General features: G+C 55.3%; 18 protein-coding genes and 1 tRNA gene. 10 read left to right on the top strand and 9 right to left on the bottom strand.

What is annotated here, in order from left to right:
- Positions 1-29: 29 nt before the first annotated feature.
- From QPM17_RS22070 to QPM17_RS22035, 8 genes are all read left to right on the top strand, one after another.
- A tRNA-Leu gene (locus QPM17_RS22070) sits at positions 30-116 on the top strand.
- A 99-nt stretch (positions 117-215) separates the two neighbouring features.
- Positions 216-1,781: a site-specific integrase gene (locus QPM17_RS22065; RefSeq protein ID WP_285393868.1), complete on the top strand. Its 1,566-nt coding sequence runs from the start codon at positions 216-218 to the stop codon at positions 1,779-1,781.
- Between the two features lie 120 nt (positions 1,782-1,901).
- A complete protein-coding gene (locus QPM17_RS22060; RefSeq protein ID WP_285393867.1) occupies positions 1,902-4,643 on the top strand; it encodes a DNA methyltransferase in 2,742 nt (913 codons plus the stop codon).
- A 3-nt stretch (positions 4,644-4,646) separates the two neighbouring features.
- Positions 4,647-6,728: a DEAD/DEAH box helicase gene (locus QPM17_RS22055; protein ID WP_285393866.1), complete on the top strand. Its 2,082-nt coding sequence runs from the start codon at positions 4,647-4,649 to the stop codon at positions 6,726-6,728.
- On the top strand, positions 6,725-8,056 hold the full coding sequence (locus tag QPM17_RS22050; protein ID WP_285393865.1) for a GIY-YIG nuclease family protein: 1,332 nt from the start codon (positions 6,725-6,727) through the stop codon (positions 8,054-8,056). The genes QPM17_RS22055 and QPM17_RS22050 overlap by 4 nt, the downstream gene beginning before the upstream one ends.
- Positions 8,057-8,384: 328 nt before the next feature.
- The gene (locus QPM17_RS22045; RefSeq protein ID WP_285393864.1) at positions 8,385-9,254 is read left to right on the top strand and encodes an OST-HTH/LOTUS domain-containing protein; all 870 of its coding nucleotides are present in this window, start codon (positions 8,385-8,387) and stop codon (positions 9,252-9,254) included.
- 66 nt (positions 9,255-9,320) lie between these two features.
- The gene (locus QPM17_RS22040; protein ID WP_285393863.1) at positions 9,321-9,560 is read left to right on the top strand and encodes a hypothetical protein; all 240 of its coding nucleotides are present in this window, start codon (positions 9,321-9,323) and stop codon (positions 9,558-9,560) included.
- A 153-nt stretch (positions 9,561-9,713) separates the two neighbouring features.
- On the top strand, positions 9,714-10,265 hold the full coding sequence (locus QPM17_RS22035) for a hypothetical protein (protein ID WP_285393862.1): 552 nt from the start codon (positions 9,714-9,716) through the stop codon (positions 10,263-10,265).
- On the opposite strand, the gene QPM17_RS22030 is transcribed toward QPM17_RS22035, so the two are convergent.
- Positions 10,251-11,960 carry a hypothetical protein gene (locus QPM17_RS22030; protein ID WP_285393861.1) on the bottom strand — a complete coding sequence of 570 codons (1,710 nt, stop codon included), beginning with the start codon at positions 11,958-11,960 and terminating at the stop codon, positions 10,251-10,253. The two genes, QPM17_RS22035 and QPM17_RS22030, sit on opposite strands and share 15 nt — an antisense overlap.
- A gap of 276 nt (positions 11,961-12,236) precedes the next feature.
- Here QPM17_RS22030 and QPM17_RS22025 point away from each other — a divergent pair, with 276 nt between their 5' ends.
- Positions 12,237-12,839: a recombinase family protein gene (locus QPM17_RS22025; protein WP_285393860.1), complete on the top strand. Its 603-nt coding sequence runs from the start codon at positions 12,237-12,239 to the stop codon at positions 12,837-12,839.
- Positions 12,840-14,021: 1,182 nt separating this feature from the next.
- On the opposite strand, the gene QPM17_RS22020 is transcribed toward QPM17_RS22025, so the two are convergent.
- The 3 genes from QPM17_RS22020 to QPM17_RS22010 form a co-directional block, all read right to left on the bottom strand.
- Entirely contained in the window at positions 14,022-14,318 is a 297-nt protein-coding gene (locus QPM17_RS22020; protein WP_285393859.1) for a hypothetical protein, read from the bottom strand.
- 243 nt (positions 14,319-14,561) lie between these two features.
- The gene (locus QPM17_RS22015) at positions 14,562-14,804 is read right to left on the bottom strand and encodes a hypothetical protein (protein ID WP_285393858.1); all 243 of its coding nucleotides are present in this window, start codon (positions 14,802-14,804) and stop codon (positions 14,562-14,564) included.
- A gap of 1,864 nt (positions 14,805-16,668) precedes the next feature.
- Positions 16,669-17,328 carry a hypothetical protein gene (locus QPM17_RS22010; RefSeq protein WP_285393857.1) on the bottom strand — a complete coding sequence of 220 codons (660 nt, stop codon included), beginning with the start codon at positions 17,326-17,328 and terminating at the stop codon, positions 16,669-16,671.
- A gap of 205 nt (positions 17,329-17,533) precedes the next feature.
- On the opposite strand from QPM17_RS22010, the gene QPM17_RS22005 reads away from it, so the two are divergent.
- Complete coding sequence (locus QPM17_RS22005; RefSeq protein WP_285393856.1) at positions 17,534-18,196, top strand: SOS response-associated peptidase; 663 nt, start codon at positions 17,534-17,536, stop codon at positions 18,194-18,196.
- A gap of 7 nt (positions 18,197-18,203) precedes the next feature.
- Here QPM17_RS22005 and QPM17_RS22000 read toward each other — a convergent pair whose 3' ends face one another.
- The 5 genes from QPM17_RS22000 to QPM17_RS21980 form a co-directional block, all read right to left on the bottom strand.
- Positions 18,204-19,484 carry a Y-family DNA polymerase gene (locus QPM17_RS22000; protein WP_285393869.1) on the bottom strand — a complete coding sequence of 427 codons (1,281 nt, stop codon included), beginning with the start codon at positions 19,482-19,484 and terminating at the stop codon, positions 18,204-18,206.
- A gap of 2 nt (positions 19,485-19,486) precedes the next feature.
- Positions 19,487-19,930 carry a LexA family protein gene (locus QPM17_RS21995; RefSeq protein ID WP_285393855.1) on the bottom strand — a complete coding sequence of 148 codons (444 nt, stop codon included), beginning with the start codon at positions 19,928-19,930 and terminating at the stop codon, positions 19,487-19,489.
- On the bottom strand, positions 19,930-20,169 hold the full coding sequence (locus QPM17_RS21990; RefSeq protein WP_285393854.1) for a hypothetical protein: 240 nt from the start codon (positions 20,167-20,169) through the stop codon (positions 19,930-19,932). Before QPM17_RS21990 ends, QPM17_RS21995 begins: the two co-directional genes overlap by 1 nt.
- Positions 20,170-20,543: 374 nt before the next feature.
- The gene (locus tag QPM17_RS21985) at positions 20,544-20,945 is read right to left on the bottom strand and encodes a hypothetical protein (RefSeq protein ID WP_285393853.1); all 402 of its coding nucleotides are present in this window, start codon (positions 20,943-20,945) and stop codon (positions 20,544-20,546) included.
- 173 nt (positions 20,946-21,118) lie between these two features.
- Entirely contained in the window at positions 21,119-21,283 is a 165-nt protein-coding gene (locus QPM17_RS21980) for a hypothetical protein (protein ID WP_285393852.1), read from the bottom strand.
- Positions 21,284-22,348: the final 1,065 nt, after the last annotated feature.

The raw sequence follows: 22,348 nt of genomic DNA, 5'->3' as shown, positions 1-22,348 counted from the left end.
CGCACCGGCCACGTATAATGCTCGGCGCTGCCGGCGTGGCGGAATTGGTAGACGCAGCGGATTCAAAATCCGCCGGGTGCAAGCCCTTGTCGGTTCGAGTCCGACCGCCGGCACCACTTATACTTAGACCCCAATAACCATGGGAGTCAAAGGGATAAGAGCCTTGATCAGACCCTGAGGTGTGACACTTCGGTGATCCACTCCCGAGGTCTGACATGGCATATGGAACCTACCTGACACGTAATCGCCATAGCACCAACTGGTATGCCCGGATCGTCATTCCCCATGACCTCCGCCATGCCTACGGGCGAAAGCGAGAGATTCGGAAAACACTCGATACCCCCTGCAAGGTGACCGCCCGGCGCCGTGCCTTGACGCTTTGGCTAGCCTACCAACAGGTATTCGAGTCGCTGCGGAGCGGTTTGCCTGTGGTCAATATCTCTCCAACTTGGGGGGCGCTCGCCTTCCTGACGCGTGAAGCGAAAACGGATGCTAAGACATCACCTAATGACTCGACCGAATCTGTCTACACGTTCGGAGAGATCACGTCGCTGATGGCTGTGGATACCCAAGGCAACCGATTCACCGTTTCGTTTGTATCTATCAACCCCGTCACTGGCGAGATCGTGCTCGACAACCCGACCCAGGCTGAGCTGGAGGGGGCGGAGCGGCTCGTCAAAGCGTGGGCGCAAGCAAAAGGGACGGCTGGACCTAGTGATGTTGAGGACGTTCCGTATTCAGCGCGGGGGTTAGTCGCGTCACCTGGTTCTTCTCCAGCGAAGTCGGAGCGCTTAAGCGTTCTGTTCGACCAGTTCGCCTCCGAACGGCTGGCCGAAGCTCGCGAGAAGTCCAAAGAGACGATGAGGCAGCACCTCAACGTATTCATCGAGCTGATGGGCGACCTGCCGGCAACCAAGCTGACCAAGCAAGTCGTCCGGGAATTCATCAAGCTGCTCAAGACCTACCCCACCCATCGAAATCACGGTCGCTGGAAAGCCATGTCGCTGGCAGACATTCGCGCCTCGGGCAAGAAGCCCATTAGCGAAACGACCCAGCACAACATCATTGGCAATCTGCACACGTTCGCCGCTTGGCTCGTAGAGATTGACGAATTGGCCAGCAACCCTTTCAGGATCAAGCTGAAGAAGAAAGCCAAGGCACCTGATCCGTCACGGACATGGACCGATGAGGAGCTGCGCCGCTGGTTCCACTCGGATCTCCTGCTCAAGCATCGTAACTGCCCTCGGTATGCATGGAAATTCTGGCTTCCATTGATCGCGATCCATTGCGGGGCGCGCCTGGAGGAGCTGGCCGCGCTGTCCCCGAGTGATTTCTTCGAGCACGAAGGCGTGCAGGCTTTCAAGATCCATGGCGAGGACGGTCGGTTCGTCAAGAACGTGTCGTCTTGGCGTGTAGTCCCGGTCCACTCCCACCTGGTCAGCATGGGTCTGCTGGACTATGTGGCAAGCCGCAAGGGGCAGGAGCGGCTGTTCACCATTGAGCCCTACAAGGGTCAGTATGGTAAGCGCGCCTCGAAAGCATTCGTCTATTTGCGCGATCAGCTGAATATCAGCCCCGATTTCCACGGCTATCGGCACACGGTCATTGAGGCGCTGAAACTGAAGGGTGCCCCCCTTACGCACATCGAATGGCTAGTGGGTCACACGGGAACTTCAATGTCCGCGCACTACGGCAGCGCCACCGACAAGCGGAAGTGGTTGCCAGTGCTGAAGGAAGTGGTCGAGCTTCTCGATTGGTCTCGCGTGATGCCGTCGGAGTAGACCAACGTCCCACCTGTTCTGGCTTCCAGTATGAGTGACAATTCGTAAACGGCTGAGTAGGCTCTAAGGATAACGAATCATAGGCTCCGCTGGAGCTTGCACGCAGGGAGCATGGGGCGCATGGCCTTCGATCAGACCTACTGCATGGAAACGCTCACTGCTGCGACACGGCCCGAAGCCGATAGCGGTGAGTTCATCTATGCCTTCCTCGACGCTTACGGCTTTCCCAAAGCCACCATCACCCAGGTTCGCAACGCTGGGCAGCGCAACGTCGCCAGCCGCAAGGACGAGGGGCACGTCGCTCTGAAGAACTGGCTCTACTTCATGCCGGTGCGCCAGGGCGAGAGTATCCACGAGGCGTTGCAGGTGCTGGCGGACGAGGATGAGCCCGCCAGGCACAATTGCCGCTTCCGGGTGGTGACGGACTTCCGTGAGCTGACGGCGCTGGATACCAAGACCGATGAGCGCCTGGAGGTCAAGTTCGGCGAGCTGGCCACTCAATACCTCTTCTTCGCCCCGATGGCAGGTCTGGAGCGCACCAAGCACTTCGACGAGGCGTCTGCCGACCTGAAGGCAGCGGCCAAGATGGGCCGGCTTTTCGACCGTCTAAAGGAGGCCAATGAGTTCAGCACGCCCGAGAAAATCCACTCGCTTAACGTCTTCATGACTCGCCTGCTGTTCTGCTACTTCGCCGAGGATACCAGGATCTTCCCGAAAAACGCTTTCACCAAAGTCATTACCGAAGCCAGCGGTGAGAATGGGGAGGGGCTGCCCGAGCTGCTGGCCCAGTTGTTCCGTATAATGAACCAGCCTGAGGATGAGCGTCCGGCTGATCTACCCAAGCACATCGAGCAGTTCCCTTACGTCAACGGCGGCCTGTTCCGTGACGACCTGCCCGTGCCCCAGATTCGCGGCAAAGGTCGGCGGATGATGATCGAGTGCGGGCAGCTCGCCTGGGAAGCGGTGAATCCTGATATCTTCGGCTCAATGTTCCAAGCTGTCGTGGATGAGGAGAGCCGCGACGCGCTGGGGCAGCACTACACCTCCGTGCCCAACATCATGAAAGTGATTCGTCCGCTGTTCCTCGACAAGCTCTACGCGGAGCTGCACAAGGCGAAGGGCAACCGCAAGAAGTTGGAAGCTCTGCTGGAGCGGCTGACGCGGATTCGCGTGTTCGATCCAGCGATGGGGTCGGGCAACTTCCTAATCATCGCCTACAAAGAGCTTCGCCGTCTGGAAATGGCGGTGTTCCGTGCACTACAGCAGGTGTCCGGTCAACAAGAGATGTTCATAAGCGGAATACGCCTTACTCAATTTTATGGGATTGAGGTTGCGGACTTTGCTCATGAGGTCGCTCAGTTATCCTTATGGTTGGCCGAACATCAGATGAACACTATATTCGAAAAAGAATTTGGCCATTCCGAGCCAATGCTGCCGTTAAAGGATAGTGGGAATCTTGTTCTTGGAAACAGCTTGAGACTGGATTGGGAAGATGTCTGTCCACTTGTGGAATCTGCAGAGGTCTATGTATGCGGAAACCCACCCTATCGTGGAGCGTCTTATCGGTCTGAGGAGCAAAATGATGATATGGACGTGGTGTTTTCGGGTTTCAGTAAACACCGCTATCTAGACTATGTGGCTTGTTTTTTTTGGAAGGGCTCGCAATATATCAGGAGAGGCGGCGAGCTAGCTTTTGTGTCTACAAATTCGATCTGCCAAGGCGAGCAAGTTGCAATGCTCTGGCCGGCGATTCTTGGGCTTAGTGTCGAGATTAACTTCGCCTATCAGACATTTTCATGGAAAAACAGTGCGCAGCAAAACGCCGGGGTTCACGTTGTGATAATAGGAATATCGTCGGCGCCTGTTTCGAAAAAATTGTTTCAGTTGATCGATGGGGAATGGCGCACGAAAGAAGTTTTTAATATTAGTCCTTATTTGCTTGAGGGTGGTAATGCTGTAGTGTTTAGTCGCAGCAAGCCTCTTGTCGGTTCGAGTATAATGACGAAGGGAAATCAGCCTACTGATGGCGGAAACCTTATATTGAGCCGTGAAGAGAAGGATTTTCTTTTAAAACAAGAACCTAATTCTGAGAGATGGATTAGAAAATTGCTTGGGTCTCAAGAGTTCCTTCAGGGAAAAGAAAGGTGGTGCTTATGGCTTCGCTCCGCAGATGAGTCAGATATTCTGAACATGCCTGCTGTGCACAATCGAGTCATGAAAGTGCGGGATATGCGTCTTGAAAGTCGAAAGGCGTTGACCAGAAAGCAAGCGGAAACGCCGCATTTGTTTGGGGAGATTCGCCAGCCCGTTAATGAGAGTTACATACTGGTTCCTCGTGTGACTTCCGAGCGAAGGCACTATGCGCCGGTCGGTTTTTTTGATAGCGATGTGATAACTACAGATCTGGTGCAAATGGTTTTAGGCGGAACGCTTTATGATTTCGCTATCCTTTCTACGCAAATGCATATGGCATGGCTGCGACTGGCTACTGGCCGCTTAAAAAGTGACTATCGATATTCTGCAAAGTTGGTCTATAACACCTTCCCCTGGCCCAAGGCATCCGAGCGTCAGCGCAAAGAGATCGAGAGGCTTGGGCGTGAGGTGATCCTAGCCCGTGCCGCCCACCCCGATAAGACGATGGCGCAGCTCTACGACCCCGACAAGATGCCCGAGAACCTGCTTGAGGCACATCAGGCTCTGGATCGGGCCGTGGAGAAGCTCTACCGCGATCGCCCCTTTCGCGACACCGCCGAGCGTCAGGAGTATCTGCTGGCTCGTTACGAAGAGCTCATTGAAGCAGAGAGGGCGACCAAAGCTGAAGGTGGAAAGAAACCGCGAAAAGTCGCCACGACGGAGGGCTGAGGAATGGCTGAGTTGATTAAGGTCGAATACGCCCGCACTGGCAAGAGTGCCAGCAGCAACGCGCTGGGGATGCGCGAGATGCAGGCGCGGGCCTACGAGAAGCGCGACAGCCAGTATCTGCTGCTCAAGGCGCCACCGGCCTCTGGCAAGTCGCGGGCGCTGATGTTCCTGGCTCTCCACAAGCTCAACCGCCTGGGGCTGCGCAAGGTCATCGTGGCGGTGCCGGAGATGTCTATCGGGGCCTCCTTCAAGGACACCGACCTCACCTCGCACGGCTTCGACTGGGACTGGCATGTCGAGGACCGCAACGATCTGTGCCGGGCAGGCAACGATAGCGGCAAGGTGGACGCCTTCTGCCGCTTCATGGCCGATCCCAATGACCGCACCCTGGTTTGCACCCATGCCACGCTGCGCTATGCCTTCGCAAAGCTGAAACCGTCTGACTTCGACGATTGCTTAGTCGCCATCGATGAGTTCCATCATGTCTCTGTAGACGAGGGTAATCGTCTCGGCGCGCTGATTGACGATCTGATGCAGGGTTCCACCGCCCATATCGTAGCCATGACCGGTAGCTACTTCCGTGGCGATGCAGCCCCGATCCTGCTGCCTGACGACGAAGCTCGCTTCGACAAGGTGACCTACACCTACTATGAGCAGCTCAACGGCTACCGTCATCTGAAGTCCCTGGGCATCGGCTATCACTTCTACCAAGGTCGCTACCTCGACGCGATCCGCGAGGTGCTGGACCCGGCCAAGAAGACCATCGTGCATATCCCGAACGTCAACAGCGGCGAGAGCACCAAGGACAAGTATGGCGAGGTCGATCACCTCCTCGATGCGCTCGGTGAGGTCGTGGTTCAGAACAGTCAATCCGGCATCGTCATAGTCCGTCACCCATCGGGAAGGAAACTAAAAGTCGCCGATCTCGTCACCGACACCCCCATTCGCCGGGACGTGCAGGATTACCTGCGCAACGTTACCAAGCCAGAGGACGTCGATGTCATCATCGCCCTGGGCATGGCCAAGGAGGGCTTCGACTGGCCGTTCTGCGAGCATGTGCTGACCATCGGCTATCGCAACTCGATGACTGAGATCGTCCAAATTATTGGGCGAGCCACCCGTGACAGCGAGGGCAAGACCCATGCTCAGTTTACCAACCTGATCGCCCAACCCGACGCCGAAGACGATGACGTGAAGGTGAGCGTCAACAACCTGCTCAAGGCAATCACCGTCTCGCTGCTCATGGAGCAGGTGCTGGCTCCTAGCGTGTCGTTCAGGCCGCGCTCTCGCATGAGGCCAGACGAGCAGATAGAGCCGGGCACCATCATCATCGAGGACACCCAGGCGCCGGTCTCCGACAAGGTGCTGGGAATCCTCGAGTCCGGCGGGCAGGAAGACATCATCGCCGTGTTGCTCCAGAAACCCGAGGTCGCCTCTGCGGCGTTGACAGAAACCACCGAACCCGAGGTCATCAACGAGGTGGAGCTGCCCAAGGTCATCGAGCGGCTGCACCCCGATCTCGACGAGAACGAGCGTGAGGTGCTGCGGGAGACAGTGCTCACCACCATTGGCGCTCGCTCCACGGGCGGCCTAATCAATGAGGAGGATCTCCCCGAGGGTGCCGTGATCCATGAGCCCGGCCAAGCCTATGACATAGATGAAAATGGCGTGCCCGTCGATCCTGGTGCCGCCCCGGATGGACGCGAACTATGTAGTGACGGGACTGAAGGCGAGCCCAAGGGAAACCGCCAGTTCCTCAAGATCGGCGAAAAGTTTGTCAACATCGAGCACCTCAACATCGACCTGATCAACCAGATCAACCCTTTCCAAGGTGCCTACGAGATCCTGTCCAAGGCGCTCACGGCTCCCGTGCTCAAGACCATTCAGGACACCGTGGTAGGTAACCGCACCCAGATGACCGAAGAAGAGGCGGTTGTGCTGTGGCCCAAGATCGTCGCCTTTCGGGAGGAACAGGGGCGAGCTCCCTCGGTGCACAGCGATGACCATATGGAGGTTCGCTACGCCGAGGCGCTTGCCTATATCCAGCAGAAGAAACTCGAGAGGATGAGGAGTGCGTCGGCATGATTCGGACTCGCCGAGAACCGCCCAAGCGTCGCACGCTGGATGACATCTTCGCTGATCCCGATGAGCTGGGCCTGCTTCGCGTAGCTCCGCCCAAGTCGTCGGCTCCGAGCGCCGATCAACGGCTGGTGGCGACCCTCCAAGGTATCGAAGCATTCGTCACTCTGCACGGTCGCGAACCGCAGAAAGATGCGAAAGACCTCAATGAAGCCACGCTAGCCGTCCAGCTGGCCGCTCTGAGGCGCGATCCCGCCAAGGTTGATGGATTGGCTGCCTGGGACTCGCTCGGCCTCCTGGGTGGCTCTACGGGCGATTCCGAGGATGCCAGCCAGGACGACCAGCCTGCCACGAGCGATGGAGCAGTGCAGAGCGCCGGCAGCAGCACAACGAAGTCCTGCTCACCTCCACCTGCGAAAGCAACCGTATCCCCCGATAGCGTCACCTCGCTGGACGACATCTGGGAGAGCGATACTCTCGGCCTACTGAGTGGCGGCGGTGAGAATGTCGAGTCGATTTTCGACCTGACCCATGTGCCAGAGGCCAGTGAGCGGGACATGCCGGACGAAATTGCCCAGCGCACACACTGCAACGACTTCTATCGCTTCGAGGGGCTGTTTGATCAAGTGCGAGATGAGCTGCGTCAAGGAGATGCTGAGGCTGTGCCGTTCCAGAAGGAATCTCAGATCGATGAAGGCGATATGTTCGTGCTTAACGGCATGCTTTGCATCGCCGACCAAGTGGGCAAGGAAAGCGTTGGCGCTGGCCGCAAGTTCAATCCACGGTTGCGTGTCGTGTTTGATAACGGCACTGAGTCAAACCTGTTACTGCGCTCGCTAGCTCGAGCGCTTTACAAAGATGAGACCGGCCGGCGCATCCTTCGTCGAGGTGACACCTTCGATGCCATGCAGGGCATTACCCACCACGACAAACGCACAGGCGTTATCTATATCCTGCGTTCCCTCAGCCAAGACCCGGCATTGCGGGGCATCCGCAATCTCTACAAGATCGGCTACACCGAGACGGATGTGGAGAAGCGTATCGCTGGGGCAGAGCGGCAGCAGACCTATTTGGAAGCGCCGGTGCAAGTCGTCACGTCGTTCGAGTGCTACAACCTCGATCCTCGGCGATTCGAGCGCTTGGTTCACGCCATGCTGCACCACCAGCGCGTAAGCGTGCTGCTGCATAGCCGAGATGGGGGCTCATACCGGCCGCGTGAGTGGTTCGATGTCGAGCTAGACGCAGCGCGTGAGATCGTTAATCGAATTGTGGATGGCACGATTGCGCAGTATCGGATGGATAATACAACGGGGCGGTTGGTAAAGAAAAAATAAAAAGAAGGGGGGTGGTATGGGATGTAATGCATGGAATCACGCGGCGGGTTGTCGGTGTGGGTGGGGGGGGGATGGACATAAAGGAAAAAGTCCAGGAGGGTGGAGAGGAGGTGGATACTCTACTGCTAGAATGAACCCTAATTACATTGTCTATAGCAATATCGAAACTGAGAATCGGCCTACAACATGCCCGAAGTGTGGAGGTGATGTTTTTTTTATTAGGCATAACGGTGGCGCTGTCTGGTTAGATCCTCCGCTTTCCCCACCTTGGTATAAACACCCATGCTTTGACCGCGATATCAGCGGGGGCGAAGGTCGGGCAAAGACCTTGAGTAATCATGACGGCAGAGAGAAGTATAAAAGTCAATCTATTAAAATCTTTGTGGTGGATTCATGTAGATTTTCACAAGAACATCTTTCCACTAACATAAAGGGAAGGGTTGGTGACGGAGAAATTTATTCTATTTCAGCAAAGGGTGATGCTAGACGATTGGCAGGCGGCTTGTGTTTTGTCGATATGTCGAAAAAGGAAATATGGTCTATAGATAAGCCTGATTTAAGAATGCCATATCAGGGTGGGATGGGTAGAGTTGATAGTGGGGTTTATGAAGAAAAGAGAAAAAAAGAATTAGTAGGTAATTCGGCTGTAACTAGGGGTGGCGAGTCTGAGAATAATAGCTCCGGACTTTATCAATATCCATGCAAGTTGTGTAAATCCATTTTCAGTTTGCATAAAGACTATAAAAAGCATTTGCGAAAGGTCCATGATGTTAGTGATGTTGTTGTGTTAAGTTTTGCTAGCAAAATAACTGGGTTGATGATTGTCGGAGCTGAAAGAGTAGGTGTTAAGGAAGGGGGGTTGAAAAATAAAGGTAAAGGTAGTGTTGATTTTTTACCTGATGGAGAAATAGGAGGAGTCGCTCAGGTGGGCGGGAGGAAAGGCGATCTTAATAGCCATGATTTCCTACGTTCCCTTATCATCTCGGGTATTAAAGCTAGCTTAGATGCCAGTGGATGGGCTAGATTGTCTAATGTTGGTGACTGGTTTCGAAAAGAAGAACCTAATTTTAGTCCAAAAATGCATGGCTTTAAGAATTTGTCAGGATTGATCACGTCTTTCGATTATATCGAGATTAAGAAGGTTGCGATGAGGAAAAACCCAATGGCATTTGAAGTGTGGGTCAAGGTTAAAAATTAAAAGATGTGTATATAATTTGTGGGGATTGGTCAAAAATTAGGCTGGGTCATTGCCGGAGATTGCGATGTGATTAAGCAGAGAAATAAAAAGAAAAAATCTGAAGTGGAGAGACTTCTTTCACAGCTGAGCTCATTAAAGAAGAACTTGCCAAACTGCAAGAGTGAGGAGTCGAGGCTGAGGTCAATGCTCAAGATTTACGAGGTCGAACGAAAGCTGAAGCTCGCGAAGGGGAATGTAAAGTCTGGGCTGGCTGGCAGGGGGGTGAGTATTGTTCAGGGGGGCAGTCCAGGGCTTGGTAAGAGATGAGTTAAACCTTTCGTTCTTCTATGGCTCATGTGTGACGCGCCTAATTTGAACCACCTGGAACTGTCAGATTCCTTTTTCCGCCGTGTTGCTGATGCTTATACTTGATCGTAGAGAGCGAGTTCGCTGGGGGTGGGTATGACGGAGAGTAAGCGGGTGAAGCGTGAACCCGAGACGAGCTATGAAGTGTATGAGCTTGAAGTCGGGACATTCGAAATCCGGATGTCGGCGGGAATCAGAGCAACGGCCGCACCCTCAGCCTTGGGAGGAGTTCTTGACCAGCCGCTACATTCTAGCCACATGCAAATCGATATTGCGGCAAAGTGTCTTTTTCCGCTGCAGTTCGAGGATGTTGAGTGTGGAGTTTTCCTGTATAGCTCAGGCTCAGATGAAGAGTGGTCAAGGTTGCGCATCCCTGACGTGCAGCGCAAAGACGAAAATGGGAGGCCGAAATACGTTGAGCGTGATGGCGAGATGATACCTGAATTCGATTCGCCACGCTCCATTGGGTATTTCGATGAGGAGCCACACGGCAGCCTGTTTTTTAACGTGTATCTGCCATTCTATCTCGTGCAGGAGTTCCGCACTGCATTATTCTTAGGACATGCTCCGCGAATTTTCATCGGCGTCCAGAGAACGGAAAATGACAGACTGATACAGACTGTTGATTACAGCACTCCGGGAATGTATGAGTTATGCCCGTTTTGATAGTGCCTCGCGATCAGGCTTGGCGTTTGCGATGAGTGCCCAACTTGGAGTTTCTCTCAGGGCGCGCAGCGGTGGCCCAACGCACCGAGGAGTCATAGGAGCATCGAGCTTCACAAGATCCGCTCTATATCGCGTCAGTGTGCTTCTCAGTCGTGTTGTGACGTCAAGGCTGTGTCTCGCTATACCCCGACGTCTACGACGCCCCTGTGGGCGTCTGTGAGCTTTCTGGAGCGTGATGTAAAGCCCCAGAGGTGAACAGTCGGCGTTGCTGCTACGTGCGGGCTCATTGCAGCCGTCTGGTCGAACAGACCAAGGTGAAGAGATCACCGGGACCAGGCAGGATTCGCTTGGCCGCCAAGCGGTTGAGCTTTCGAGCGTGAAGGACGGTTCAGCTGAGATTTCATCAGCGTGCACGGCTGTCAGCTCAGCACGTTCTGCAAACGGCTCGACCTCATCATCCGACACATTTGGGGCGCTTTCAGACATGCACCGTGCCCAGTGCCGTTGACCCAGGAAGGCATCGACCTCCAGCATGAGCTGATCATACTCACGTTCGGTAGGCTGTCGTGCGTTCCATTCATGCCGGGCCTGGAGAGTCGCTTCCGAGACGATCTGGTCGTAGTCACGCTCCGAGGGTTCAGTCGATGTCCAGCGCTCGGCTTCGAGATACGCATGCAGCTCAGCATCACCCTCTTCGTATTGCCAGTCGTAGGCAGGTGAGCTGTTCCGGAACTCGTCCCATGCGATCAACTCGTCGATCTCCGAGGCATGCTGTTCGTGGCGCCGGTCATCTTCGGGATCGACTCCAGGAATCCAGCCGTGAAGCAGGTAGGACAAGGCCTGGTGAACCGTAAGACTTGAGAGGTCAGTCTTCGCAGACGTAATTCGCTGCTGCTTCATCCTGGCTCGTTCGTATCGCTCGGAGGATTCGCTGCGGATCGGCTTGGACGCGTAGATTCGGCATTTGCCGGCGTCCATGTAGCGACTCTGTTTCTCCAAGTGCTTTGAGATGTAGTCGACGCTCCCTATGTCCACCGGAGCTATGCGAAATTTACCGCGACCATCTGCTTGGTTATAGAGTTCTTCACTAAGGCAGCGCTTGTTGTTTACCTTGAATCGCTGCTTGTAGGCATGTTGAAGACGATATCCTGAGTTCACCAAGTCAGTATCATGACCGAAGCAGGCTTTGAGTGCCTGCTCATCGTCCTGGTGGTAAGCGACAACACAGTGGGTGTGCAGGTTGCCTCGGTAATCTTCGAGAACGCCGAACCAGCGAGCATCGATGCCGAGCTTCTTGAGACGCTTGTTGACTAGGTCAGCGTGCTTCGTCGCCGGCGCCCGCGCCGCCTCCCTTGCCAGCTTGTCAGTCATCGACTTGGAGAAGTTAACGGTGATGAAAGCCAACTTCCAGTCTGCTCTGTTTCTGACGAGGTAGTAGAGCGTCATGAAGTAGAGACGTAGTTCCAGGGAGAGGCTGTGTCCATCGAAGGTCTGGCGAAGTGTCTTCCGTGCCCAGTTCTTCAGTGAGATGGACTCTAAAGGAAGAGCTACTGGGCAGAGGTGTTGCCCAATCGTGTGATACAGGTGCCAAAGCCGCACGCGCTCAGCGTTCGAGCGCGATTTCTGCTGTTGTTCCTGATGCTTTTCAGGTGCGTTGTTTGCACTGGGTGATGGCACCGATGATGCTCGGGGCATGCTATACTTCCTTCTGAATCGTGATTGCCGCTCTCCACTCAGGAGAGCGGCTTTTTTTTCGTTTCTATGCTGGCTGAAGTTGAGCGTTACACGTCACGCTTAGTGATAAAGAATAACGTGTCACGCTGCTGTCTTTTTCGCGTGGGTCACAGGGTTTACGTTGTGATCCGCTACGAATATCTGCTGCTCGCCAGGGTCAGTAGAGTAAAAATATAACTGATCCGCAAATAATACTGCGATCCGAAGTTTCGAGCCATATAAGAAGTGGAGAAAACGATGAGTGCGATCATCGGTTATGTCAGAGTCAGCACAGAAGAGCAGCAGACCGGCGCTCAACGTCATGCCATCGAGTCTAGGTATAAGGTTGACCGTTGGTTTTCCGACGATGCGGTGTCAGGAGCAACTAAGGCAACACGCCGAGACGGATTCTCGAGTCTGATGACTTACATCCGGGATGGAGACACGCTTGTCGTCAATGCGATCGATCGCTTGGGGCGTGACACGGTGGATGTGCTGGAGACGGTTGAGCGACTACATGCCGAAGGTGTGGCCGTCGTCTCTATAAGGGAAGGCTTCGAGTTGGGAACCCCGGTAGGGAAAGCGATGCTGACGATGCTGGCTGCGATTGCCGAACTGGAGCGGACCAACATCAAGGCACGTCAGATGGCAGGCATCGTGAAGGCGAGGGCTGAGGGGCGACGCCTGGGCCGTGCCAAGCACATCGATGACCGGGCTGTGGCGACATGGCGCTGGGAGAACAGCGAGACGATTTCCAGAACGGCACAGCACTTCGGCATTTCGGTGCCATCGGTAAAGAGAGCGTGGCGCAGAGCCAAGGCAGAGGGCTGGTTGGGACCAAGTGTCAAGCGGGTGGGCTAACCGCCGCTATAAGGCTTGGAGCCAAAGAGACGCCCCGAACAGGCAGCACTGCCCAGAGCATGTCGCCGATTTTCTAGGGCTTTGCTTCCCAAGACACCAGGATATGCGAGGCGCAGTTCTAGGGACTCAGCGGTTCATGTCGATCTGTTCACGCGACGTTGGTCATGCAGGGGTGGCGGTATCCTCTGTGGCTTCGCCAGAGGCTTTGCAATGGCTTCTGAGGGGCATGGCAATGGGGTTGGGGTAGGATTGAGTGCCCGAAGACTACAGCGAGACCTGTGGAGCTTCTGCGGCGTGCTGTGCTTCGACTCAGGCTTGGCCCCTCCGCCGGTTGTCTATGTTGGCAGTGAGGTGGCGGCGAACCGATCAGTGGGTCAAGTGTTGTCGACTTGATGATGCTCGGCGCGGCGGTCCGCACCCTTCATGACTAACAACGACAAACCCCTTCATGTTCTGATTCAACATGAAGGGGTTTACGATAAATCTTTGAATTTGAGACTGCATCCGGTGGGGAGGGTAGAAAACTCCTTACCGTCGCAACGCTGAGATCGTCGCTTCGGTAAGGCTCTCCCTCCAGCCACCCATGCATTGACTGCGGCTTCTCACACCGCCATCCGTATGGGGCCTCTTCCTCACTGCGCTGAACCCCGTTACAGAAGGCTGTGAGATCCGGGCGACCTCCTGTAACGACCGCGACGCCTCGTTCAGCGACCCCTGGTGGCCGTTCCACCAGGAGAACCTCGTCAGGCACAGCTTGTTGTCGCGGATCTCTTCTAGCTGTCGTCGATCATCACAGAACACGGCGCCCCTTGTCGCCTTTCGTCGGCGTTATCTGGCACGTGCGCTGCGTTGTAGATCAACTTACCCCTGCGGCCGAACGTAAGTTTTCACCGATACCTCCGCAGGGTCTTGCAATCGTTGCTCTGATAGGACCGAGCTCCCGACAATTATCTTCATACCCGGTAATCAGCGCAAGCAAATTTCGGATCTACAGTTGGCAGGCTAAGCCGAGCAATTTGCTAGTGGCGTGGTCCTGGCGCGGTTCGCGTGATTTGGACCTGTCCCTTGTGGGGGAAAGTTCTTATACTTGGATGGCAGATGAGCTGATTATTAGCGAGACCGAAACTCGTGAACCGCAGCTTCCTCGTTTCAGTGCGAGCGCCCGGAGCATAGCATCGAAGGTCATGGAGGCGACTGACGATCACTACCTCCGGGTGTCTCCGTTTCATCTACCTCGGCGAAGAGCTTCTTTGCCTCGTTCGCTGACAGTGGGGCATCCCAGCCCTCGGTGTAGTGAATCTCCCCCTTCATGGCCCCGACAAGTTCAGTGATACCACCGGCATGCTTGGGTGCAGCCTCGACAGGGCGCAGCTCGACACACTTGCCGGAGCTTGAGGTAATGCTGACCTTCTCGCCTGAGTGTGCTCGCTCGACCAACCGGTCGAGCCATTCCTGAGTCTTCTTCTCATCTGCTTTCATGGAGCGGGCCACGTTTGCCTTGGTGTGTATACTATAGCTGCGCTCTTCTTTCCTAGCCCGCATCCTGTTAAGGCGGCCGAACACACACGCCGAGGCTACGGCGGTGTGGGGCCGTGGCGAGAATGCCGAGCAATTGGTGACGAGATGACCGATACAAAACTCCTGAGTGCGAGAGTGGGCTGGCTTGGCGCCGATCCAGATCACAGCTGATCTTGGAGGAGCGGCAAATAGGCGGGTGGCCGATTACTCCAAGAAGCCACGGACGACCCAAGCGATCAGTTTGCCAAGTTGATAAAGGCAGATCGGCACGAGCAGTCCTGCAAGAAGAAAGGGAATGCTCTCTTGCCAGCCATAGCGTCCGCCGAAGAGAAGCAGTATGAGGCCAATAGACAAGCATACAGCTGCCCATAAGCCACCGACTGCTTTCCACAGACGCATCCAGCCCGGCGATTCCAATGCCGCTTCGATTTTGTCGCGCGTGATCACCCCAGCCCCCCATCGTTTTGGTTAGTTTTGCTACCTGAGTATACAGAACTTGTGCGCGGATTCGGCAGGTGCCGAGACGAAGGTCTATCAAGGCAGCGATTACGTTACCTGGTTACGGCTCATCCGGTTGAAAACCACGGCTGTTGGCAGCAAGCGGCATGCCGGCGCAGCCTTTCCCGGTTTTGGCTGAGCGAAACAGGGCCACCCAAGGTTCGGCAGGTTCGGGTGACGGCGACAATGGCGTCACCCGGCTCCAATTTCCCCCCTCCCTTCTACCGGCTCTCTCTTCTCTGTCTCCCCCCTGGTTTCTCTATCGTTACGCCTTCTATCCCACACTCACGAATCGGAACCTCAATGAAACGGTTTTCTTCTCATGGTTTCAATCTTCCTGCCTACACTCAGGTTGCTAGTTAGCGCTCCCTTGATTGGGCTCTCTGTAGTCCATTGCCTTTGTCAGGATTTGCCTCGGCCTCCCTCACTATGGTTTCCCTTCCCATTTCGAGACCGAGGCTTTCTTTGCCTGAGTTTTGGAAAATTCTTCTTGCTTTCGTGGCGTTTCGGGATTTCTGGTTCGAGTCGCTGAGCCTTGGGAAAACTCTCTCCTGATTTCGTGGCGTTCGGGGAATCTGGGAAGGGAGCCTGGTATCTTGAGCCCGTTGCCTGGCTGGCAGATGCCTGAGCCGGAGAGACCCTGATTCAGGGAAAGCGCGTGGTGTCTGGTGCCTGAGCCTGCGAGGGGAGAGACCGTCTCATCCGAGGTCAGCGGAACGTGAGGCAGAGTTTTTGTATTGAATGCCTCACTCCCTGTATATAAACACTCATCCGAGGATATAAACCAATCTTGTTACTATGGAGTCTGCACGGATTCACCTTGGATCTGTGGTGCTCTCGGAAATCGCGGTGTCGGCCGTCCGCCTGGGCTCGGAACGACCGTCTCTCCTGGTCTGGTTCTCTCTCCTGAAGCCTCGTCCTGACACTCGAACCTCTGTGTCGTGCTGTTCTCGGAATCCGGGGTCGGAGTCTGCTCGTCAGCGTCGTCGGGATCGCGTCAGATTTCGTCTCTGCGCTGTTTTCTCGTCGGAGCTATGCGATGACATAGATTTCATCGGGAAGCGTCTCAGAAGCGCTCCTAGAGCGTTTCCTAGAAGCTGCTCTGTCGTGACTTTTGCGTGACAGTCGGAGCGAGTCGTTTGAGCAGAATTTGATAAGCATATAAGCCGCTGTGCACGTGATTTCCACCGACCTCATTTAAGCTCTCTAACGCTGTCACTTTAGTTCTTATATTAAGCATTGTAACGTCAAGTTTGAAGCGCATTGAGGTAAAGTTTAATTGTGTTGAGCCAGTGTTTGTCGTGCGATCATAGTTTTTATCGACAATGCTTAGGAGTGCGTGACCATGACCGTGACCGGCAAGGTTTCTGATTTTATTGTGTGTCGGCAGAGAGAGCTGGGTGTTTCGAACCGTGAGCTTGCCACTGCTGCTGGTTACCACAACTATAACGTAATAACTATGATACGGAAGGGAAGGACGAAACTTCCTCTAGACAAGGTGGTCCCTTTCGCAGAGGTGCTATGTGTCGACCCGGTCTGGTTATGCCGTTTAGCCATGTCCGAGTATATGCCCGAAACGCTGCTAGTCATTGAGCGGTGCTTGGGGCCGCTGCTGACGAACAATGAAAAGTGCGTTCTAGAAATATGGCGACATGCCTCGGGTAATAGCGACCCTGAGCTTAGTGACGATTTGCGTAATGGAGTCGTGCATCTAATAAAGCTGAGTAGGGGGGCTCAATAAGCGAAGGCTTCGTCTTTTGGGGTTGGGTAATGTGCCAGCCCCTTAATGGGGCTGGCATTGACCGGATTCTGGTCAGAAATCGCTCCCCCCTTCAAACTCCATGAAAATCAGACCACGGAATCCAGTCGTCGAAAATAGGGCTGTAAGCTCACCTTTGAAACCATTGTCGAAGTATTCTTCCATAAAAGTGGTAATGGGTTTGTCATCAAGCATTTCCATGTGAGCGCTGTAGCCAATGTTGAGCTCGACAAAATCAGCCAATGGTCCCGGCGGAAGGGTTGCGGTGTATGGGTTAATTACTTCGTCGCCAATAATGGCATTGCTGGATGCGATTTCAGAGCTGAAATGGTCATCGAGAGGGTAGTGGAGAATATTCGAATCTTGATTCAATGCCTCGCCGACTTCCCATTCAATAATCATGTCATCAGCAAAGCGCCTGCGCCACTCAAGCTGCACTGCCTGGAGGAATACATCATTCATTTCTGCGCTAGTATCAAGGCCAAGCTTGATGGCGCGGTGATCAAAAGTCTGCTGATCAAGAACGAAAATTGCTTCATGGAAGTCATCCTCGAACTTGGTATTCCAAGCGTGTTGAAGTGAGGCGAAGGTCTTGAAGCCGAGTGACGCGGCCAACAATTCACGAACATGCCCAACCTTCAACGGAAACCCGTTGTCGTTGAGATGGCGCTTGATACCAAAGACAGACTCGGTAATTTCGGTAAGGCAGGTCATTATTGACTCCTTCTCGCGGCGGGCATTTCTCTACCAGTGGAGAACGTTTAATCACCGGCTAGATGCCCTGGCAAGTAAGGGGTCTAACCTGGAAAAGAAGGCTTGCTGCTGCCTGAGTGAGCCGTTCACAACTCCGGGAGGCACCCTTATAAAAAAGCTATCATTACCCGAGTAGCTTTGCAAGCTCAATTGGGGAGGGTGAGAAGTGTGCGGACGATTCGCTTTGTATAGCAGCTACCCCCGGCTGAGTCAGGCACTGCGTCTGAGTTTGTCGCAGCCAGACCTGGAGCTTGTCCCTCGCTATAACGTCGCTCCGGGCACATGGATCACTGGCGTTTGGCACCAAGGGCCGGACACTGGACCTGCATTTGGACAGCTTTGGTGGGGGTATCGGCCGGCGTGGGCCAAGGAGGGGGCGCCGCAGCCGATCAATGCCAAAGTCGAAACGGTAGCGACCAGCCGCTTTTTTCAGGCTGCGTTTCGACGGCACCGATGCTTGATACCTGCGGACGGCTGGTTCGAGTGGCTGCCCACCGAGGATGGCAAACAGCCCTATTACTTGTCTCGGCGCGATCGTGAGCCGCTGTTTCTTGCTGGGATCTGGGCCGAACGGATTGATGGCTCGCCAGGGTGTGCGATTCTCACAGAGCCAGCCCGAGGTGCGGCACGAGAAATTCATGACCGCATGCCGTTGGCGCTGAACGAGGCTAGCCTTGAGCCGTGGCTCGACCCTGACCTGACAGACCGCGAGACGATCCGTCAGGTAGTTCGGCACCTGGATGCTGTTCACATCGAGCATTGGCCAGTGAGTCGAGCCGTGAATAAACCAGGCGAGGGGCAGGGGGCCGTATTGATCAATCCGGCCTGACCGCGCTTCATCGCGCAGTAACCGCTGGCAGCTCTTCCCAACGAGTCGTATAGCGCTTCGTGAGGTTGGCACAGCGTAGATGCCAGGCTGCACCAGGGCTTGGAGTGCCAAATTTGACGGTTCCGCGCCCCATCCGAGAGTTCAGGGCGTCCATCACTCCCATGAGCTTTGCGCTACGCTGACGCTCGGCATCGCTCTGTGGCGTATCCAGCAGAGAGAGTTGCTGCCGATCAGCGTCGATGAGGTCGATCAGCATCACGCCGCCTTTCTGATACTGGTAGCCCTCGCGGTAGATGCGCTGCAAGGCGTAGCCAGCTGCATGAAGAATCTCACGGCTGTCGTCGGTGGGGCGGGGTAGCTCGACCGCCAAGCTGGGTGAGTATTGGGGTAAGTCGGGCCGGAATGGATTCGTTTTTAGAAACACGAGCACAGCACGGGCGAGGCTTGCCTGACCGCGCAGTTTCTCGGCACCGCGTTGGCCGTGCTGACGGATAGCTTCCCGGATCTCACCTAGGTTATTGGTGAGCTTGCCAAACGACCTACTGGTCATAATGCGTTGCCGAGGCTCGTGGAAGTCGTTCATCTCGATACAGCTTATGCCGCGCAGCTCAAGGGCGGTGCGCTCGAGGGTGACGCTGAACTGCTGACGGATTCTCTTTGGGTCAGCCTGGGCGAGATCCCAGCCGGTGCGAATACCCAGCACAGCAAGCCGCTCTACAAGCCTGCGACCTACACCCCAGAGGTCTCCCAGCTCGAAGCGCTGTAGCAGGGCGCGAGTTTCCGCGGTGCCGGACTTCAGCACGCAGACGCCGCGATAGGCCGGGATTTTCTTGGCTGCTCGGTTTGCGAACTTGGCCAGGGTGCGTGTGGGCGCGACGCCGACGCAGACCGGGATGCCAGTGTATTGGCGCACCTTGTGATGCAGCTGCCGGGCATGTTCGAGCAGTTGGGTTTCGCTGAAGCCGTCGAACCTGACGAACATCTCATCAATGCTGTAGGGCTCGACGCCGGGTGAGAATTCCTCGAGCACCGCTTGCACTCGTGCTGACATGTCTCCGTATAGCTCGTAGTTCGACGACAGAAGGTGGAGATGGCCCTGGCGCACCAGGTGCTGCAGTTCGAAGGCCGGCGTCCCCATGGTGATGCCCATGGCCTTGAGCTCAGTGGAGAGAGCTATTACACAGCCATCGTTGTTCGACATCACACCTACAGGAAGGCCACGCAGCCGTGGCTGGAACACGCGTTCGCACGATACATAGAACGAATTGCAGTCCACTAAGCCGATCATGCTCACACCATAAACTCGTGGATAACAGCGCGGACCACGCCCCAGACCTGACACTCAGTATCGACGAGTGGGATGGGCGCATAGCGGGGATTGCCGGAGCTGAGGTAATGCTTGTCATCGATGCGTTCGTAGCGTTTTACGGTGATCTCACCGTCGACCATCGCGACGATGATCTGACCTGGTCGCGCATCGACAGAGCGGTCAACTACGAGAGTGTCACCCTCATGGATTCCCAGAGGCCCCATGCTGTCGCCGGTCACCGCCAGAAAGAACGTGGCAGAGGGCTTTTTCACGAACCGCTCGTTAAGGTCCAGGGTGCGCCCTTCGTAGTCCTGTGCAGGCGATGGGAAGCCGCTGAGGCCAGCGCGACCCAGGGACAGTGGATACGGCAGGGGAAGGGATGGCGCCGCCTCATCAGCCCGCCCAAGAATCTGCAGGCTGACCATCAGAGTGCCTCCTCAGGATTCCAGCGAAGGCGCTCCGAGTAGGCCTTCATCGGAATCATCAACCGGTGTTTGTTCGTTTTCATCTCTTCGTGCGGGCACTGACAGGCCTCTGAGCACTCTTCAGACTGACGCGAGATCCCCGCATCGCGTTCCGATTGAGCCCGCTGAAAGTTGATCCCCCTCTGGATGTGCTGCCTGAGCGGCTCGAAGGCGGAGGGTGCGCTGCGTTTCATGGCCATGGTGGGTGTCTCCCTGTCGTGCCTATACTGATATTTATACAGTATCGTGATGGGGTCTCGCCACCGGTTGTAAGCTATATCGAACAGTGTGAATGGAGGATGTCGCACAGCGCCCCACCTGACGGGCGTGGTATCAGGTGCCACGATGAAGGGGGCGTCAGGGAGCGATGCGCAACGGGATGGGCCCGGCCGAAAGGTCGGGCTTTTCGTGAGTCTGGAGCTGGAGCTGAAGCTGTTGCCGGATCATCGACGACTGGCGTAGGGAGACGTTAGAAAATCGCTGATTTGTTAGACACGGCGTGGCGTAGGGCACTGGTAGGACAGGGAAAACGGCGCCGGTGCAGCTCTACCGTTGAGCTACACCCTCAAGGCGATCAGCCAATCCCGTTTACTAGAGCAGTCCGCAGAAGGTCGGGCACAATAGATCTGACGGCATCCCAGCTACCATTGGCAACGTTGTCCTTGAGCTTTTGCTGAAAGCTTTTGTCCAGGGAGTCAGGCGTTCGGTTCAGGGCAGTGAACCCCTTCAGAGAAAGCACATAAGCCAGATAGCGCTCATCACTTCCCTTGTCCCGTATGAACCCTTCCTCAACAAGCCAACTCAGCGTGGCGTAGGTCAGCTCGTCAGGATCGAACTCATCTCCGAAAATCTCCGGCCTCTCCGCTGAGAGGGTGGTGACCTCAATGTAGTGGGGCAGAGGGAAAGCTTCATAGGCTTCTTCAAGTAGCACAGCAGTAATCATGTTGAAGCGATCGATGTTCGTGTATTCGGTCATGCTACCCCCCTCCCCCCCCCGAATGGCTGCCCCATGCTGCCGTAAAACCCAGCCGGAGCGCCAGTAACCACAGGAGCTGCTGGGCTTACCCTTAGAGGCATATCTGCTTCATTATTGTCACGCACCCGATGCGAAGGAAAACCCGCCCGAAGGCGGGTCACGTGACAACGAGGCTACTCAGGATCTTGATCGAGATCCAGATCGCCCTGTCCAGCCTCCTCTAGCTCTACCTGCCTCTTGAGATAAGGGCACTGCAATTGCCACTCGCGCATCTTGCGACCTGCGGCACTTGCCTCGCGGCGTTTGAGCTCGTAGAGCTCGCGTTTCGTCATGCTCATCAGCAGTTCCTGATTGCTGTGCAGCACACATGTAGCGGGGGGCGAGGAAGCGCAGATGTGGCACCCACGGGTGGCGTTGGTTTGGGTCAGCCGCCCGCGAGAAGCTATTTACAGGTTCTGCCATCGGCACTACAGTAATCCTCGTAGGTAGATATCCAGTCTGAACCAACGGTAGGTGCAATGGCGCTGCAACGCCGCACAGACCATGGTTCGGGTTACCTCCCCCCACCAGGCACGCTACTGCCGGTGGAGTTTGAAGAGCCCTTCCTCAGCAGAGGTGGGGCTCTTCTCTTTCATGTAGCCGATCAGCATGAGCCAGCCTGAACATAATCAATGCTACCTACTACATAGGCATGCATTTCAGCTACAAGGCACAACATAATGTGCTTTTCGAAAGCCTTCAAGTGGATAACCTGTGGGTGACCTGTGACACGTCAGGGGTCATGCGGTCCTCGAGGAGTTAGGTTCTACCCTCTGGGCGAATAGCATTCCTCCTGAAGAGATTGTGACGGGTGAAGGGGAGGGGCTAGGATGAGGTGCAGTCGTGCACAATTCGGTGTGACACTTTAGGTATATCTGATCTATCCCTGGCGTAGTAGGTGATTGATTTTTCAGTGAATCCGCCGGGTGCAAGCCCTTGTCGGTTCGAGTCCGACCGCCGGTACCACTTGGAAAACAGTCGCTTACGAGCGGCTGTTTTTGTATTTCTGACTCTCCGAAACCGGACGTATCTTCTCGAATTTCCTTTTTTGCTGTTATCGAGGTGCTGTGCGATGGCCCGGAGATGGCCGTTGACTACCTGCGTACCGCTTTCGACGAGTTGGACAAAGAAGGTGGGGAGTTTGCCTTTTTGATGGCTCTGCGCCATGACCCTGCGCACGATGACCGCCGTCATCAAGGCGACGGGTAGTCACTTCCATGACCTGACGCATCTTTCTTCATAAGTTACCCGAACCATCTGGTCAGGGTGGCCTTGGCCTTCTCCCGGTGCTTGTCGTTGATCTTGGCTGCGACGATGACAAGCGCGCCAGCCAGCACGCCCATGTCGTCGGTATAGCCGAGCAG

Origin of the sequence: Marinobacter azerbaijanicus, assembly GCF_030250645.1 — a bacterium.
GTDB lineage: Bacteria > Pseudomonadota > Gammaproteobacteria > Pseudomonadales > Oleiphilaceae > Marinobacter > Marinobacter azerbaijanicus.
The sequence above is the reverse complement of the archived record's forward strand: the minus strand, read 5'-3'. Positions and strand labels throughout refer to the sequence as shown.

Bases quoted from the DNA above. Each gene is read 5' to 3' on its own strand.
- QPM17_RS22055 (WP_285393866.1), top strand. From the start codon at position 4,647: ATGGCTGAGTTGATTAAGGTCGAATACGCCCGCACTGGCAAGAGTGCC.
- QPM17_RS21990 (WP_285393854.1), bottom strand. From the start codon at position 20,169: ATGGCCATGAAACGCAGCGCACCCTCCGCCTTCGAGCCGCTCAGGCAG.
- QPM17_RS22050 (WP_285393865.1), top strand. From the start codon at position 6,725: ATGATTCGGACTCGCCGAGAACCGCCCAAGCGTCGCACGCTGGATGAC.
- QPM17_RS21985 (WP_285393853.1), bottom strand. From the start codon at position 20,945: ATGACCGAATACACGAACATCGATCGCTTCAACATGATTACTGCTGTG.
- QPM17_RS21995 (WP_285393855.1), bottom strand. From the start codon at position 19,930: ATGGTCAGCCTGCAGATTCTTGGGCGGGCTGATGAGGCGGCGCCATCC.
- QPM17_RS21980 (WP_285393852.1), bottom strand. From the start codon at position 21,283: ATGAGCATGACGAAACGCGAGCTCTACGAGCTCAAACGCCGCGAGGCA.
- QPM17_RS22060 (WP_285393867.1), top strand. From the start codon at position 1,902: ATGGCCTTCGATCAGACCTACTGCATGGAAACGCTCACTGCTGCGACA.
- QPM17_RS22030 (WP_285393861.1), bottom strand. From the start codon at position 11,960: ATGCCCCGAGCATCATCGGTGCCATCACCCAGTGCAAACAACGCACCT.
- QPM17_RS22010 (WP_285393857.1), bottom strand. From the start codon at position 17,328: ATGACCTGCCTTACCGAAATTACCGAGTCTGTCTTTGGTATCAAGCGC.
- QPM17_RS22000 (WP_285393869.1), bottom strand. From the start codon at position 19,484: ATGATCGGCTTAGTGGACTGCAATTCGTTCTATGTATCGTGCGAACGC.
- QPM17_RS22065 (WP_285393868.1), top strand. From the start codon at position 216: ATGGCATATGGAACCTACCTGACACGTAATCGCCATAGCACCAACTGG.
- QPM17_RS22020 (WP_285393859.1), bottom strand. From the start codon at position 14,318: ATGAAAGCAGATGAGAAGAAGACTCAGGAATGGCTCGACCGGTTGGTC.
- QPM17_RS22025 (WP_285393860.1), top strand. From the start codon at position 12,237: ATGAGTGCGATCATCGGTTATGTCAGAGTCAGCACAGAAGAGCAGCAG.